We start from the raw sequence: 15,375 nt of genomic DNA, 5'->3' as shown, positions 1-15,375 counted from the left end.
TGCCTAGCGTGCCGAGTGACCGATCGGCCCTGCCTTCGTTCCCCCGCACGGGGGATCCCGCAGGGAAAACGGATCAGAACCGAGGTGTACGCGCATGGTGGCCCCGCCCGACAACGACGTGCTCTGGGCACGCGCCCTGCACTTCCAGCACCACGACGGCTCGCCCGCGCTCAGCGGTGTCTCTCTCGGTGTCCGCGAGGGTGAGATCCTCGCCGTCAGCGGGCCCCGGGGCAGCGGCAAGACGACGCTGCTGCGATGCCTGTCGGGCCTGACTCCGGCCCAGCGCGGCGAGGTCTGGTTCAACAGCGTGCCCGTGCACACCATGGGCACGCTCACCCGGGAACGGCTGCGCCGCGACCGTTTCGGCTGGATCGACCCGGTCCCCGTGCTCGTCCCCGAGCTCAACGTCTGGGAGAACGCGGCCCTCCCCCTGATGTTGCGCGGCACCAGCCGGCGCCGGGCCAAGACGTCCGCGGTGGAGTGGCTGGAGCGCCTCGACATCGGCGACAGCATCCGCAAACGCCCGCACCAGCTGCACCAGGCCGAGCGTCAGCGCGTCTGCATCGCCCGCGCCCTCGCTCCCGCCCCCTCGATCCTGTTCGCCGACGAGCCGACGGCGCCCCTGCATCGCGCGGACCGCGCCCACGTCCTGCGCACCCTCACCACCGCGGCCCGCTCGCACGGCATCACGGTCGTACTGGCCACCCATGACGCGGAGACCGCGGCCCTCGCCGACCGCACCGTGTCCCTGCTGGACGGAAGGTGCGTGACCACCGTGCATCTGCCCCCGGTCGCCGAGACGGAAGGCCGGGCCGCGTGCTCGCTCTCCGTCTGACCCGCGGCGCCCGTCCCGCCGTACAGCTGCGCCGTCTGCTGGTGGCGGTGGCCTCGGCGGGCACGGGCTTCCTGCTCCTGTGCACACTCGGCCACGCCCTCAGCCACCCGGACGACCCCGCCGCCTCCCTCCTGCGCCTCGCCTGGTGTCTGACCCCGCTGGCCGCCACGGTGTACTTCGCCGTCGCGGTGGCCCGCACCGACCCGGGCACCAGACCGCGCCCCGGCCTCGCGGCGATCGGCCTGGGCCCCGCCCGGCTGATGGCCGTCTCGGCCACGACGACGGCCCTGTCCTGCACCCTCGGCTCGATGCTGGCCCTCCTGGTCTTCCTCCACCTGCGCGGCGACCTGACGGGCCTGCCGTTCGACGGCGCGGCAGCACACGCCCTGGCCGCGGACAGCCCCCTCCCCCTTCCGGCGACGGTGACGCTGCTGTCCCTGGTACCGGCGATCGCGTCGGTGTCGGCGGCGATGACCCTGCGGCCGCAGGGGGCGAAGGGAATGTTCGGAACGCGATGGAGGGGCAGCCTTCGCCGCCCGGACGCGCGCCAAGCTGCGGGCGGCGCCTTCGGCCGCCCGTCTGCGGGCATCCGCGCCACTGGGGCGGCGCCCGTCCCGAGGAAAGGCGGCACCACTCCGGCGCCGGTCCGCGCAGCCCACGTCCCCACAGCAACCCCGGCCACCCCACAGCCCGACCCCGACCTGACCCACACGACAGCCCCACCCCCCACCCCGGACGGCCTCCCCTGGGGCATCACCATCCTCGCCGCAGGCCTCGCCACGGAGGCCTACGCGATCCAGGCCGGAAACCCCCCGGGCCTCACCCTCCCCGGCGGCACGGCCACCGCCCCCGCCGTCCTGATCGGCTGGCTGCTCACCGCCCTCGGCCTCGCCCTGGCCGGCCCCGGCCTCACCCACCTCTGCGGCCACCTCCTCCAGTCCGCCCGCCCCGGCCCGCTCCGCCTCCTGGCCGGGCGCATCCTCATGGCGGAAGCCACCCGTATCGGCCGCCCCCTCGGCGTCGTCTGCGCGGTGGCGTCCGCGGCGTACGCCGTGATCACGCTGTACGACACCGCCGACCCGTCGTTCGGGCCGCTGACCCTCCTCGGTGCGGCCCTCGTGAGCGGCTGCACCGTCGCCACCCTGCTGACCGCCGCACTCGAGGCGAAGCAGGCCCGCGCCGACACCACCGCCGCGCTGCTGCGCCTCGGCGCCCCGACGGCGATGCTGCGCAGTGTCGCCGCCCTCCGCGCGGGCGCGCTGCTCACGGTGTTCGTACCGCTCACCCTGGCCGTCGCCCGGCTGGCGGCGCTTCCGCTGGCCCGCTGAAAAGTCCACGCGAACAATTTCCCCGGACGCCGATGAGTTCCGCACCGGCTACCGGTCTACCCAGGCGTACAGCACGCATCCGACGGGAGACCTCGCATGTACCAGCAGATGATCTTCGTGAACCTGGCCGTGAACGACGTCGACGCCGCGAAGAAGTTCTTCTCGGAGCTCGGCTACACGATCAACCCGCAGTTCACCACCGACGACTGCGCCTGCGTCGTGATCAGCGACACCATCGTCGCGATGCTGCTGAGCAAGCAGCGCTACGCGGACTTCACCAAGAAGGAGCTCGCGGACTCCACGAAGACCAGCGAGGTCCTGCTGTGTCTGAGCGCCGAGAGCCGCGAGAAGGTGGACGAGCTGGTCGACAAGGCGATCGCGGCCGGCGGCACCGCCAGCGGCCAGACGCAGGACCACGGTTTCATGTACGGCCGCGCCTTCGACGACCCGGACGGTCACACCTGGGAGGTCATGTGGATGGACCCGGCGGCGGTCCAGAGCTGACAACACGTACGTACAGGAGGTCTTCGCCCTGGTTGACCGGATCGGGGAGGCTCCGGAGGGTTTGAAACGCCTCGGTGGTTAACGAAAGAGCAAAGCCAATGTGCCCCAGGGGCATATGCATTGACACCGCCGATGGAGCGCTTATAAACCTGTGAGACTGCTGGGGGTGGTGAAGCCTCGCCTCACCGTCGCGTCATCTCCCCCCGAGCCCCGCTCAGTTGTACGACCCGCGAAGGGCAAACGTGTTCATAACCCGCCGCACCGCACGTCGTTCCGTGCGCATCCTCGGTGTCGCCTCCGCGTCGGCCGCGCTCGCGCTCGGCGTCGCGGGAAACGCGCTCGCCGTCGACATCATCGAGTTCTCGGCCGAAGCCAAGTGCGACGGCAAGAAGGGCGTCATCACCGTCACCGACGTGGACCCCACCGGGACCCCGGCGACCGTCTCCGTCTTCCTCGAGAACAACGGCGCCGATGCGAAGAAGGTGGGCGAGCAGGAGGTCAAGGGCTCGCGCAAGGGCACCACGGTCACCTTTGCCGAGAACTGGAAGCCGGACGCCGTCTACCGCATCCACGTCAAGACGGACGACGGCAAGGTCGACGCCGATGTCACGCCGAACCTGACCACCCCGTCCGTCGCCTGCAAGAAGGAGGACACCGGGAAGCCGTCGGCCAAGCCGTCGCCCTCGAAGTCCGCCAAGCCCCCGGCCGACGACAAGGAGTCCAAGACCCCGGCCCCGTCCGCCTCACAGAGCGAGAGCACCCCGCCCGCGGACACCTCGAGCAACGAGCCCTCGCCCGCGGCCGGTGAGTCGAACCTCGCCGAGACCGGTGCCAACTCCAACACCGGGCTCATCGCCGGTATCGCGGTCGCCCTCGTCGCCGTCGGCGGCGGCGCCGTGTTCTTCGGCATGCGCCGTCGTGGGAACAACTCCCGCTGATCCGCCCGTACGCGACCACGGCCCGTCCCCTCACCGGGGCGGGCCGTCCGCCTGTCAGCCGAATGTGGCCCGCTCCAGCCAGAACTCCAGGAGCTCCCGCTCGCCGACGATCTCCAACTCGGGGCTGTCCAGCGGCAGTCGACGGTAGAACGCGAGCAGTACGGCGGTCAGCGGGCCCCTCAGCTCGACGGTCGCCTTCTCATGGCCAGGCCGCCACACGACGACGTCCTCGGTGAACTCGACCACCCTCCCCCACCCTTCGGGCGAGGAGACCCCCAGCTCGCTTCGCTCGGCGTTCAGCCCGGCGGACGTGGCGGTGGCATGCAGATGGATACTGCGCCCGGGACCGCGCAGTTCGGTCGCCGAGTCGTCCGGCAGGGTCCGCTGCGCCCACTCGACGATCTGCAGCCACTCGTCGACGGCGTCGGCGGCCACCTCGGGCGCGACCTCGTAGGGCAGCCCGGCGGCCAGCGTGGCGTCGGCGCGGTGGACCGTGATCTCGTGGGTCATCCGCCGGGCCCAGAAGCCCGCGTCGGGGATCCCGGCCCAGCCCCACACCTTCGCGTCAGGGCCGGCCTCCCGCAGCGTGCCGACCAGCAGCTCACCCGTCTCGGCGAGCCAGGCGTCCAGCGCGGCGGCGTCGCCGCGCGCCTCGGGTCCGTCGTGCTGGGGCACCCGCTCCTCGGGGATGTCCTCCTCGGCTCGCGTGCGCACCAGGAGCTCCACCCAGCGCAGCGCACCGCCCACATGCCGTACGAGCTCTTCCAGCGACCAGTCCGGACAGGTGGGCACGGTGCCGGACAGATCGGCCCCGGAGGTCACCACCGCCCTCAACAGACCGACTTGGTGGTCGATTTCGTCGCAGTAGCGGTCGTACGGGAGCAGCGTCATGGCCCGCACCCTATGCGCCGGACGGCCGCCCCAGCACCACGATTTCCGCCGCCTCGAACTCCACCCCGACGGTGTCCCCGACCTCCGGCGCCTCCCGCAGCGCGCAGGCCGCTTCGAGCCGCTGGGCATCCTCGGGCTGCAGATGTACGGCGACGTGGCTGCCCTTGAAGGTGCGCGCGGCGACCGTGCAGCGCAGGCCCTGGTCGGCGGCCACGAGCCGCACTCCGGCGGGCCGCACCAGCAGTGTGTGGCTGCCGTCCGGGGTGCCCGCCGGGACCGGCAGCTTGCCCCATGGGGTGACCGCGGCCTCCCCGCCGACCGTGCCCTCGACCACGTTGTCGAAGCCGAGGAAGCGGGCCACGAACTCGTCCGCCGGCCGCTGCCAGACCTCCAGGGGCGTACCGGACTGGGCGATCCGCCCGTCCCGCATCACCACGACCCGGTCGGCGAGCGCGAACGCCTCGCCCTGGTCGTGCGTCACGGCGAGCACCGTCGTGCCCAGCCGCCCGAAGAGTTCCTTCAGTTCGACCACCAGCCGCTCCCGCAGCGAACGGTCGAGCTGTCCGAGCGGCTCGTCGAGCATCAGCAGCCGCGGCCGGGGCGCGAGCGCGCGGGCCAGCGCCACCCGCTGCTGCTCACCACCGGACAGGGAGGCGACGGCCCGGCCCGCGGCGCCCGGCAGTCCGACCAGGTCCAGCAACTCCCGCACCCGGGCGTCCCGCTGTCCCCTGGACGCTCCGCGCATCCGCAGCCCGAAGGCGACGTTGCCGCCCACATCCCGCTGCGGGAACAGCTGATGGTCCTGGAACATCAGCCCGACCCCGCGCCGGTGCGCGGGCACCCCCGCCTGGTCGCGCCCGTCGAGCAGCACCCGCCCACGGTCCAGCGGCTGCAGCCCCGCCACCGCCCGCAGCAGCGTCGACTTGCCGCTGCCGCTGGGTCCGAGCACGCACACGACCTCATGCTCGGCGACGTCCAGACCGACCGCGTCCAGCACGGCCCGGCCGCCGAACCGCACGGTCGCGTCCTCCAGGCTCAGCAGCATCAGAACTCCCCGGTCCGGTCGCCGCGGAGCCGCTCGAGGACGAGCAGCGCCACCGCGCACACCACCATCAGAATCGTCGAAAGGGCCATGGCCTGTCCGTAGTTGAGCTCCCCCGCCCGCCCCAGCAGCCGCGCCACCGCGACCGGCAGCGTCGGATGGTCGGGCCGTGCGATGAACACCGTCGCCCCGAACTCCCCGAGCGACACCGCGAAGGCGAACCCGGCCGCGATCAGCAGCGCCCGCCGCACCATCGGCAGATCGACCTCCCGCCACACCCGCCACGGCGAGGCCCCGAGCACGGCCGCCGCCTCCCGCAGCCGCTCGTCCACGGCCCGCAGCACGGGCAGCATGGTCCGTACGACGAACGGCACACCGACCAGCGCCTGGGCGAGCGGCACCAGGATCCAGGAGCTGCGCAGATCCAGCGGCGGCTCGTCGAGCGCGATCAGGAACCCGAAACCGACGGTCACCGCGGACACCCCGAGCGGCAGCATCAGCAGTGCGTCGAAGCCCCGCACCAGCCGGCCCGCGTCCCGCCGGGTCAGGGCCGCGGCGGCGAGACCCCCGATCACCACGGCGATGACGGTGGCGACCACGGCGTACTCCAGCGAATTGCCGATCGCCTCGATCGGCGCGACGAGGAAGATGCCGCTGTCGTCGCTGGTCAGGGCCCTGTAGTAGCCGAAGTCCGGTGCGTCGAAGGACCGCTGCACCAGCACGGCCGGCGGCAGCACGAGCAGCAGGGCGACCGAGACGAGGACGCCGGCGAGCAGCGCCCACTGCCCGGCTCCGCGCGGCCGCCGCGCGGTCGTGGACGCGTCCACGAGACGCAGGGCGGTCTCCCGTCGCCGTACGGTCCAGGCGTGCACGGCGAGGACCGCTCCCACCGCGGCGAACTGGATCAGCGTCAGTACGGCGGCCGTGGACAGGTCGAAGATCTCCGAGGTCTGCCGGTAGATCTCGACCTCCAGGGTCGAGAAGGTCGGCCCGCCCAGGATCTGCACCACACCGAAGGACGTGAAGGTGAACAGGAAGACCATGAGCGCGGCGGCGGCCACGGCGGGCCCGAGCGCGGGCAGTGTGACCTTCCGCCAGGCCGCGATCCGCGAGGCGCCGAGCATCCGCGCGGCCTCCTCCTGACGCGGGTCGAGCTGCGACCAGAGCCCGCCGACCGTTCGTACGACGACCGCGTAGTTGAAGAAGACGTGCGCGAGCAGGATCGCCCAGACCGTGGTGTCCAGCCGCAGACCCCACAGCTCGTCGAGCAGACCGCCGCGCCCCACGAGGGCCAGGAACGCCGTGCCGACCACGACCGTCGGCAGGACGAACGGGACCGTCACCACGGCCCGCAGGACGTGCTTGCCAGGGAAGTCGAGACGGGCGAAGACATAGGCGCCGGGCAGCGCGATCAGCAGGGTGAGCGCCGTGGAGGCGAGCGCCTGCCAGGTGGTGAACCACAGGACGTGCCGGATACCGGCATCGCCGAGCACGTCCGTGATCCGGCCGAGCTGCCAGACCCCGTCGGCCTTGAGACCGCGCGCGACGATGGCGGCGACGGGGTAGGCGAAGAACACCGCGAAGAAGGCGACGGGCACGGCCAGCAGCCCCAGCCGCGCCGCCACGCTCTTCGCGGCGCCTTTGCGCTCCCCGCCGTTCTTGCGCTTCCCGGCGTCCTTGCGCTTCCCGGCGCCCTTACGGGGGGTTACTTCAGTACGAGCGAGGTCCACGACTTGACCCACTGGTCACGGTTGTCGGCGATCTTCGCCGGGTCCATGGTCTCGGGATCCTTGGCCTGGGGGCCGTACTTCACGAACTCCTCGGGCACCTGGGCGGCCTCCCGCACCGGGTAGACGAACATGTTCATCGGCATGTCGTCCTGGAACGTCTTGGTGAGCATGAAGTCGAGCAGCGCCTTGCCGCCCTCGGCGTTCTTCGCGTTGCTCAGCAGTCCCGCGTACTCGACCTGACGGAAGCAGGTGCCGGTCGCGACGCCCGTGGGCGCGGTGCTCGGCTTCGGGTCCGCGAAGATCACCTCGGCGGGCGGCGAGGAGGCGTACGAGACCACGAGAGGCCGGTCGGCCCCCGCCTTCTTGCCCCCGGCGGAGCCGGAGAACTCCTCGTTGTAGGCCTGCTCCCAGCCGTCGACGACCTTCACGCCGTTGGCCTTGAGCTTCTTCCAGTAGTCCGGCCAGCCGTCGTCGCCGTACTGCGCGGCGGTGCCGAGCAGGAAGCCCAGGCCGGGCGAGGAGGTGGCGGCGTTCTCGGTGACGAGGAGGTTCTTGTACGCGGGCTTGACCAGGTCGTCGAAGGAGGACGGCGGGGTCAGCTTGTGCTTGCTGAAGTACGCCTTGTCGTAGTTGACGCAGATGTCGCCGGTGTCGATCGGCGTGACCCGGTGCTTGTCCTCGTCGGCGCGGTACTCCGGCATGACCAGGTCCGAGCCCTTCGGCTCGTACGACTGGAACAGCCCGTTGTCGAGTGCGCGCGAGAGCAGGGTGTTGTCGACGCCGAAGAAGACGTCGCCCTGCGGGTTGTCCTTGGTGAGGATGGCCTTGTTGACGGCTTGCCCCGCGTCACCGCTCTTGAGGACCCTGACCTTGTAGCCGGACTGCTTCTCGAAGTCCGCGAGCACGCTTTTGGACACGGCCCATGAGTCGTGGCTGACGAGGGTCACGGTCTTGGAGCCGGCGCCTGAGTCGGCGCTGTCGGAGTCGGACGACGAACCGCACGCGGACAGCACGGGCAGCGTGACCAGGCCCAGGCCGACGGCCATGGCCGCGAGCTTCTTGGTAGTGCTCACTGAAATTCCTCCTGGCTGACCAGGAAGAGACGCGGCCCTGCCCGGGACCTCTGACAGTTCCCGGGCAGGGCGCAACAGCTTGAGTGATGACCGAACTTCCTACCCAGAATGACCTGGGCAAGGTTCAGAGGGTCTGCGGTCCGTCCCGCACTCTCAGCGCTGTGGCGCTCCCCTGTCGGATGATGAAGATGTTGAGCTGATGAACGAGTCCTTACGCCGGTCAGACTACCGCTCGGTCGCGGCGAGCTGACCACACGCCCCGTCGATCTCCTGACCACGGGTGTCCCGGACGGTCACCGGCACACCATGGGCGGCGATCGCCTCCACGAACGCCTTCTCGTCCTCCGGCCGGGAAGCGGTCCACTTCGAGCCCGGCGTCGGGTTGAGCGGGATCAGGTTGACATGCACCGGCTTACCCCGGAGAAGCCGGCCGAGCCGGTCACCACGCCAGGCCTGGTCGTTGATGTCCCGGATCAGCGCGTACTCGATCGACAGCCGGCGCCCGGACTTCCCGACGTACTCGAACCCGGCGTCGAGCACCTCCCGCACCTTCCACCGCGTGTTCACGGGGACGAGGGTGTCGCGCAGCTCGTCGTCCGGGGCGTGCAGCGAGATGGCGAGCCGGCACTTGAAGCCCTCGTCGGCGAAGCGGTGGATGGCCGGGACGAGGCCGACCGTCGAGACGGTGATGCCGCGCTGCGACAGGCCGAGGCCGTCGGGCTCGGGGTCGGTGAGCCGGCGAATGGCCCCGACCACCCGGTTGTAGTTGGCGAGGGGCTCGCCCATGCCCATGAAGACGATGTTGGACAGCCGCGCGGGGCCACCGGGAATCTCCCCGTCCCTCAGGGCTCTCATCCCGTCCACGATCTGATGCACGATCTCGGCGGTGGACAGGTTCCGGTCCAGCCCCGCCTGCCCGGTCGCACAGAACGGGCAGTTCATCCCGCACCCGGCCTGGGAGCTGATGCACATCGTCACCCGGTCCGGATAGCGCATCAGCACCGACTCGACGAGCGTCCCGTCGAACAGCCGCCACAGGGTCTTACGGGTGGTGTCCTGGTCGGTCGACAGATGCCGCACGACCGTCATCAGCTCCGGAAGCAGCGCCTCGCGCAGCCGGCCCCGGGAAGCGGCCGGAATGTCGGTCCACTGCTCCGGGTCGTGCGCATACCGCGCGAAGTAGTGCTGCGAAAGCTGCTTGGCACGAAACGCCTTCTCCCCGACCGCGGCAACAGCGTCCTTGCGCTCGGCGGGCGTGAGATCGGCAAGATGCCGCGGCGGCTTCTGGGCTCCGCGGGGGGCGACGAAAGTGAGTTCTCCGGGCTTAGGCATGGCCGTACCAGTGTCGCAGATCCACAAGCGACACCGACCCGGGCTCCAGCAGGGCCGACGCGGCGGCTGCGCGCGTCGTAGTGGAGCCCGGGGAGGCCGTGCTACGCGGCCGTGTGCTCCAGGCGGTCCTTGAGCAGTTGTTCGTTGCGCGGGAGCTCCTTGCGGACCTGGGGGCGCACGACGAGGGGCAGGAGGACCTTGCCGACGCCGTGGCCCTCGAAGTCGAGGTCCAAGGTCACGCGGGAGGCGCGGCCGTCGTCGAGGGGGGTGATCTCGCCGTGGACGTGTCCCCGGATGGGGCCGTCGATCCCGCGCATGCCCCAGGTGTGCGGCGGCTGGAACTCGGTGACCTCCATGGTCATCGGCATCTCGCGGCGGCGGCCCACATGCCGGGTGACCCGGACGCGGGAGCCGACACCCATCGGGCCCTCGTCGAGTTGCTCCGCGGAGATGGCGCTCGCCTGCCATTCGGGCAGGTGGGAGGGGTCGATGACGTAGGCCCAGACATCTTCGGGAGTGCGGTTGACGTCGATCTCTTCGTGGAAGCCGGACATGGCTCCCCCTTTCCGAGGCGACCCCGTTATGGGGGCCTGCACCGGAATCGTCCCACCCGTCCGGTCGGGGCGCCATCGCCCGAGGACGCCGTGACGCGGAGGAGCCCCCGCCCTCGACGACCCCGAAGTCCTCGAAGTCCTCGAAGTCCTCGTAGTCCTCGAAACGGCAGGGGCTCCGTGCGACTCGTTCCGGTCGGCCGGGCCCTCAGCCGGACCCGACGAACAGCACCATCAGCAGCCACACCACGGGAGCCGTCGGCAGCAGTGAGTCCAGCCGGTCCATGATCCCGCCGTGCCCGGGGAGCAGCGTGCCCATGTCCTTGATGCCCAGATCCCGCTTGATCATGGACTCGCCGAGGTCGCCCAGCGTGGCGCTGGCCGCGACCGCGAGGCCGAGCAGCAGGCCCTGCCACCAGCGGCCGTCGTCGATCAGGAACTGCATGCACAGCGCGCCCGCCACCATCGCGAACGCGATGGCCCCGAGCAGGCCCTCGCGGGTCTTGCCGGGGCTGATGCGCGGGGCGAGCTTGTGCTTGCCGAAGCGCCAGCCGACGGCGTACGCGCCGGTGTCGCTGACGACCGTCAGGACCAGGAACGTCAGCACGCGGAAGGGGCCGTCGTCGGCGGTCAGCATCATCGCGACGAACGTGGCCAGGAAGGGGACGTAGAACGCCGCGAACACGCCCGCCGTGACGTCCTTGAGGTAGCCCTCCGGTGGTTGCGTCATCCGCCAGACCAGGACGGCCAGCGCGGTGAGCGCCATGGCCACCCAGGCGCCCTCGGCGCCGCGGACGTACCCGGAGACGACCATTGCGGCGCCGCCGAGCGCGAGCGGGACCAGGGGCGCCTTGATGCCCTTGCGCTCCTCGAGCCGCGTGGTCAGCTCCCACAGGCCCACCACGACGGCGGCCGTTATCACCCCGACGAACACGGCTTTGACGACGAACAGCGACGCGACGATCACCACGCCGAGCCCGATACCGACCCCTATGGCCGCACTCAGGTCCCGGCCCGCGCTCTTCTTCTGCGGCGCGGGAGCCGGCTGCGAGGCGTCGGGCATGGGCTCCGGATTCTGCGGCACCTCCCCGTAGGGGTGGGCCTGCGGCGTGTCGTAGGTCCCGTACGGCTGGGCCTGCAGCGGGTCGTACGGCGGAGTCTGCGGCGGGTCGTACAGCTGCGACGGGTCGTACAACTGCTGCGGCTCGTCGCGGAACAAGGGGCCGCTCAGCCGAGCGGCCCCCCGGTCGTCATCCTGGTGTCCGCCATGAGCGGGTGCGTCGGGCGCGATGGGCATGGGGCGAGTGTGCTGCGCGTCATGCGCATCGTACGCGGGACCCGCCGGGGCTGCCCCCTGGACAGGCCCCTGGTCGGACGGCCCCCAGTACCCGGCTTGTGGCGGCGCTCCCCAGGAAGAGTCGTTCATCAGACCTCGAGCAGCTCCGATTCCTTGTGCTTGAGGAGTTCGTCCACCTGGGCGACGTACTTGTGCGTCGTGTCGTCGAGCTCCTTCTCCGCACGGCGGCCCTCGTCCTCGCCGATCTCGCCGTCCTTGATCAGCTTGTCGATGGCGTCCTTGGCCTTGCGGCGGACGGAGCGGATGGACACCTTGGCGTCCTCGCCCTTGCCCTTGGCGACCTTGATGTACTCGCGGCGGCGCTCCTCGGTGAGCTCGGGGAACACCACACGGATGATGTTGCCGTCATTGCTGGGGTTGACGCCCAGGTCCGAGTCGCGGATCGCCTGCTCGATGTTGCGCAGCGCGCTCTTGTCGAACGGGGTCACGACGGCCATGCGCGGCTCCGGCACGGAGAACGAGGCCAGCTGGTTGATCGGCGTCGGCGCACCGTAGTAGTCGGCCACGATCTTGTTGAACATCGCCGGGTGCGCACGCCCGGTGCGGATCGCGGCGAAGTCCTCCTTGGCGACCACGACGGCCTTCTCCATCTTCTCCTCGGCCTCGAGGAGGGTCTCTTCGATCACCACTTGCTCCTGCGTGTCTTGAGTAGGCCCGGCTGCGGTTCCTTGACGGGGGCGGCGGCCGGCTGCGTCGCGTCTTCTTCCTGCACGGTTCCCGACCGGCAGGACATTGTCCATCCCCCGGTCAGGGTGATCAGCCCTGGCTGCCTTGGTCACCGACAAGCGTGCCGATCTTCTCACCCTTGACGGCGCGCGCGATATTGCCCTCCGTCAGAAGCTCGAAGACCAGGATCGGAAGCTTGTTGTCGCGGCACAACGTGATCGCCGTGGCGTCGGCGACCTTGAGGTCGCGGGTGATGACCTCGCCGTAGCCGAGGGAGTCGAACTTGACGGCGTCCGGGTTGGCCTTCGGGTCGGAGTCGTAGACTCCGTCCACGCCGTTCTTGCCCATCAGCAGCGCCTCGGCGTCGATCTCCAGGGCGCGCTGGGCGGCGGTGGTGTCGGTGGAGAAGTACGGCATGCCCATACCGGCACCGAAGATGACCACGCGGCCCTTCTGCAGATGGCGCACGGCACGCAGCGGGATGTACGGCTCGGCGACCTGCCCCATCGTGATGGCGGTCTGCACCCGGCTGTCGATGCCCTCCTTCTCCAGGAAGTCCTGGAGGGCGAGGCAGTTCATGACCGTGCCGAGCATGCCCATGTAGTCCGAGCGAGCCCGGTCCATGCCGCGCTGCTGCAGTTCGGCTCCGCGGAAGAAGTTGCCGCCGCCGATGACGACCGCGATCTCCGCTCCGTCGCGTACGACGGCCGCGATCTCGCGGGCGATCTTGTGCACCACATCGGGGTCCACGCCCAGGCCCCCGCCTCCGGAGAAGGCCTCTCCGGACAGCTTCAGCAGAAACCGGCCGCGTACTTTGCCGTCGTCGCTCTTCTGGGCCTTCGTGGTCATGGCGTTCTCCTCATGGTGCACATACGAAGAAGACCATTGCCGGTGGGGTGTGGTTCGCAACCCATACGCGGCAATGGCCTCCTCGTCAGATCTGCTGTCGTCCGCCACACGCGCGTGTGCAGCGGCGTACTCGGACGACTGCTGTCGACCCTAGCGGGATTACTCCCAGGATCGCGCGTCGATCGCGGTACGGACTCAGATGCCGACCTTGATACGCGAGAAGCGCTTCAGGGTGACACCCGCCTCGTCCAGGATCTTCTGGACGGACTTCTTGTTGTCGAGCGCGTACGGCTGGCCCAGCAGCGTGGCGTCCTTGAAGAAGCCGTTGAGGCGACCCTCGACGATCTTCGGCAGGGCGGCCTCGGGCTTGCCCTCGGCGCGGGTGGTCTCCTCGGCGACGCGGCGCTCGGACTCGACGACCTCGGCCGGCACGTCCTCCTTGGAGAGGTACTTCGGCGCGAAGGCGGCGATGTGCTGGGCGATGCCCTTGGCGACGTCGGCGTTCGGCTTGTCGAACTCGACGAGTACACCGATCTGCGGCGGCAGGTCGGGCATCGTGCGGTGCATGTACGCCGTCACGAAGCCGTCGGCGAACTGCGCGTAGCGGTCCAGGACGATCTTCTCGCCCAGGTTGGCGTTGGCCTCGTCCACGAACGCCTGAACGGTCTTGCCGGCCTCGATCTCGGAGGCGAGGAGCGCCTCGATGTCGGCCGGGGAGGTCTTCGCGACGTGCTCGGCGATCGCCTTGGCGACGGCCTGGAACTTGTCGCCCTTGGCGACGAAGTCCGTCTCGCACTTCAGCTCGACCAGGACACCGGAGGAGTTGTCGTCGGCGATGACGGAGACCACGGCGCCGTTCTCGGCGGAGCGGCCCTCGCGCTTGGCGACGCCCTTCTGGCCCTTGATACGGAGCGCCTCGACGGCCTTCTCGACGTTGCCCTCGGCCTCGTCCAGCGCCTTCTTGCAGTCCATCATGCCGGCGCCGGTGAGCTCACGGAGCTTCTTGACGTCGGCGGCGGTGTAGTTCGCCATGATTCCTGGAGTCTCTCTCGAAGTCTCTGAAGATCTACGGGCCGGACGGCGGGGGTTTGCGACCCCCGCCGTCCTTGACCCGAAGCGGTGAGGGGTCAGGCCTGCTCGGCGTCCGCGGCGGGGGCCTCAGCGGCCGGAGCCTCGGCGGCGGGAGCCTCGGCAGCCGGAGCCTCGGCGGCGGGGGCCTCGGCCTCGGCAGCGGGAGCCTCGGTAGCCGGAGCCTCGTCGGCCTTCTTCTCGCCCTCGAGCAGGTCGCGCTCCCACTCGGCCAGCGGCTCGCCCGCGGCCTTCTCACCCTTGCCCTCGGCGGCGACACCGGAGCGGGCGATGAGGCCCTCGGCGACCGCGTCGGCGATCACACGGGTGAGCAGGGTGACGGAGCGGATCGCGTCGTCGTTGCCCGGGATCTTGTAGTCGACCTCGTCGGGGTCGCAGTTGGTGTCGAGGATGGCGACGACCGGGATGTTGAGCTTCCGGGCCTCGCCGACCGCGATGTGCTCCTTCTTGGTGTCCACGATCCAGACGGCGCTGGGCACCTTCTGCATCTCGCGGATACCGCCGAGGGTCTTCTCCAGCTTGGCCTTCTCACGGGAGAGGACCAGGAGCTCCTTCTTGGTCAGACCGGACGCCGCGACATCCTCGAAGTCGATCTGCTCGAGCTCCTTGAGGCGCTGCAGACGCTTGTAGACGGTCGAGAAGTTGGTGAGCATGCCGCCCAGCCAGCGCTGGTTGACGTAGGGCATGCCGACGCGGGTGGCCTGCTCGGCGATGGCCTCCTGCGCCTGCTTCTTCGTGCCGACGAACATGACCGTGCCGCCGTGGGCGACGGTCTCCTTGACGAACTCGTAGGCGCGGTCGATGTACGACAGCGACTGGAGCAGGTCGATGATGTAGATGCCGTTGCGCTCGGTGAAGATGAAGCGCTTCATCTTCGGGTTCCAGCGACGGGTCTGGTGACCGAAGTGGACGCCGCTCTCCAGCAGCTCCCGCATCGTGACGACGGCCATGGCCGTTCTCCTTGAATTTCTCGGTTGTGCCGCGGGTGCCGGACGGCACTCGCGCCTGACGCCCACGTGCGCCGTGCCGCGAAGGACCGAGGAGCGCTGACACCGGCTTTTGATCACCTGGTGTCGGGGCGTGCGAAGTCGACCCGGTGACCCGGATCGCCAGAAGAAGTGTACGGGACCGGCGAGGCACCGGGTGACGCCGCTGTCCACAACCGACCGGTAGTCCACAGATCCCGGCCA

The 15,375-nt window shown here is 70.1% G+C and carries 15 protein-coding genes; 4 read left to right on the top strand and 11 right to left on the bottom strand.

The window, feature by feature from the left end; genetic code table 11:
- Window positions 1–94: 94 nt before the first annotated feature.
- The 4 genes from F7R91_RS30550 (at window position 95) to F7R91_RS30535 (ending at window position 3,605) form a co-directional block, all read left to right on the top strand.
- Window positions 95–835 carry an ABC transporter ATP-binding protein gene (locus tag F7R91_RS30550; RefSeq protein ID WP_150954106.1) on the top strand — a complete coding sequence of 247 codons (741 nt, stop codon included), beginning with the start codon at window positions 95–97 and terminating at the stop codon, window positions 833–835.
- On the top strand, window positions 817–2,163 hold the full coding sequence (locus tag F7R91_RS30545; protein ID WP_150954103.1) for a hypothetical protein: 1,347 nt from the start codon (window positions 817–819) through the stop codon (window positions 2,161–2,163). Before F7R91_RS30550 ends, F7R91_RS30545 begins: the two co-directional genes overlap by 19 nt.
- A 96-nt stretch (window positions 2,164–2,259) precedes the next feature.
- Complete coding sequence (locus tag F7R91_RS30540) at window positions 2,260–2,667, top strand: VOC family protein (protein ID WP_150954100.1); 408 nt, start codon at window positions 2,260–2,262, stop codon at window positions 2,665–2,667.
- Between the two features lie 242 nt (window positions 2,668–2,909).
- A complete protein-coding gene (locus F7R91_RS30535; RefSeq protein ID WP_191971695.1) occupies window positions 2,910–3,605 on the top strand; it encodes an LAETG motif-containing sortase-dependent surface protein in 696 nt (231 codons plus the stop codon).
- Window positions 3,606–3,659: 54 nt separating this feature from the next.
- Here F7R91_RS30535 and F7R91_RS30530 read toward each other — a convergent pair whose 3' ends face one another.
- The 11 genes from F7R91_RS30530 to rpsB form a co-directional block, all read right to left on the bottom strand.
- Window positions 3,660–4,496, bottom strand: coding sequence for a maleylpyruvate isomerase family mycothiol-dependent enzyme (locus tag F7R91_RS30530; protein WP_150954097.1), 837 nt, complete (start codon window positions 4,494–4,496; stop codon window positions 3,660–3,662).
- 10 nt (window positions 4,497–4,506) lie between these two features.
- The gene (locus F7R91_RS30525; RefSeq protein WP_150954094.1) at window positions 4,507–5,541 is read right to left on the bottom strand and encodes an ABC transporter ATP-binding protein; all 1,035 of its coding nucleotides are present in this window, start codon (window positions 5,539–5,541) and stop codon (window positions 4,507–4,509) included.
- The gene (locus F7R91_RS30520) at window positions 5,541–7,268 is read right to left on the bottom strand and encodes an ABC transporter permease (RefSeq protein ID WP_408056072.1); all 1,728 of its coding nucleotides are present in this window, start codon (window positions 7,266–7,268) and stop codon (window positions 5,541–5,543) included. The genes F7R91_RS30525 and F7R91_RS30520 overlap by 1 nt, the downstream gene beginning before the upstream one ends.
- Window positions 7,244–8,341 carry a thiamine ABC transporter substrate-binding protein gene (locus F7R91_RS30515; protein WP_150954092.1) on the bottom strand — a complete coding sequence of 366 codons (1,098 nt, stop codon included), beginning with the start codon at window positions 8,339–8,341 and terminating at the stop codon, window positions 7,244–7,246. The genes F7R91_RS30520 and F7R91_RS30515 overlap by 25 nt, the downstream gene beginning before the upstream one ends.
- Before the next feature lie 225 nt (window positions 8,342–8,566).
- Window positions 8,567–9,673: a 23S rRNA (adenine(2503)-C(2))-methyltransferase RlmN gene (rlmN, locus tag F7R91_RS30510; protein WP_150954089.1), complete on the bottom strand. Its 1,107-nt coding sequence runs from the start codon at window positions 9,671–9,673 to the stop codon at window positions 8,567–8,569.
- Between the two features lie 101 nt (window positions 9,674–9,774).
- Entirely contained in the window at window positions 9,775–10,227 is a 453-nt protein-coding gene (locus F7R91_RS30505) for an SRPBCC family protein (protein WP_150954086.1), read from the bottom strand.
- Window positions 10,228–10,432: 205 nt separating this feature from the next.
- Complete coding sequence (locus F7R91_RS30500) at window positions 10,433–11,650, bottom strand: phosphatidate cytidylyltransferase (RefSeq protein WP_150954083.1); 1,218 nt, start codon at window positions 11,648–11,650, stop codon at window positions 10,433–10,435.
- On the bottom strand, window positions 11,650–12,207 hold the full coding sequence (frr, locus tag F7R91_RS30495) for a ribosome recycling factor (RefSeq protein WP_150954080.1): 558 nt from the start codon (window positions 12,205–12,207) through the stop codon (window positions 11,650–11,652). Before frr ends, F7R91_RS30500 begins: the two co-directional genes overlap by 1 nt.
- A gap of 130 nt (window positions 12,208–12,337) precedes the next feature.
- Complete coding sequence (gene pyrH, locus F7R91_RS30490; RefSeq protein WP_150954076.1) at window positions 12,338–13,096, bottom strand: UMP kinase; 759 nt, start codon at window positions 13,094–13,096, stop codon at window positions 12,338–12,340.
- A 195-nt stretch (window positions 13,097–13,291) separates the two neighbouring features.
- Window positions 13,292–14,128 (bottom strand): translation elongation factor Ts, encoded by an 837-nt coding sequence (gene tsf / locus F7R91_RS30485; protein ID WP_150954074.1) that lies wholly within the window; start codon window positions 14,126–14,128, stop codon window positions 13,292–13,294.
- A 95-nt stretch (window positions 14,129–14,223) separates the two neighbouring features.
- Window positions 14,224–15,135, bottom strand: coding sequence for a 30S ribosomal protein S2 (gene rpsB / locus F7R91_RS30480; RefSeq protein WP_150954071.1), 912 nt, complete (start codon window positions 15,133–15,135; stop codon window positions 14,224–14,226).
- Between the last annotated feature and the right edge of the window lie 240 nt (window positions 15,136–15,375).

The sequence above is a fragment of the Streptomyces luteolifulvus genome, from assembly GCF_008806595.1.
Lineage (GTDB): Bacteria > Actinomycetota > Actinomycetes > Streptomycetales > Streptomycetaceae > Streptomyces > Streptomyces luteolifulvus.
Note: the sequence above shows the minus strand (reverse complement) of the source record. Positions and strands in the feature narration are given on the sequence as shown.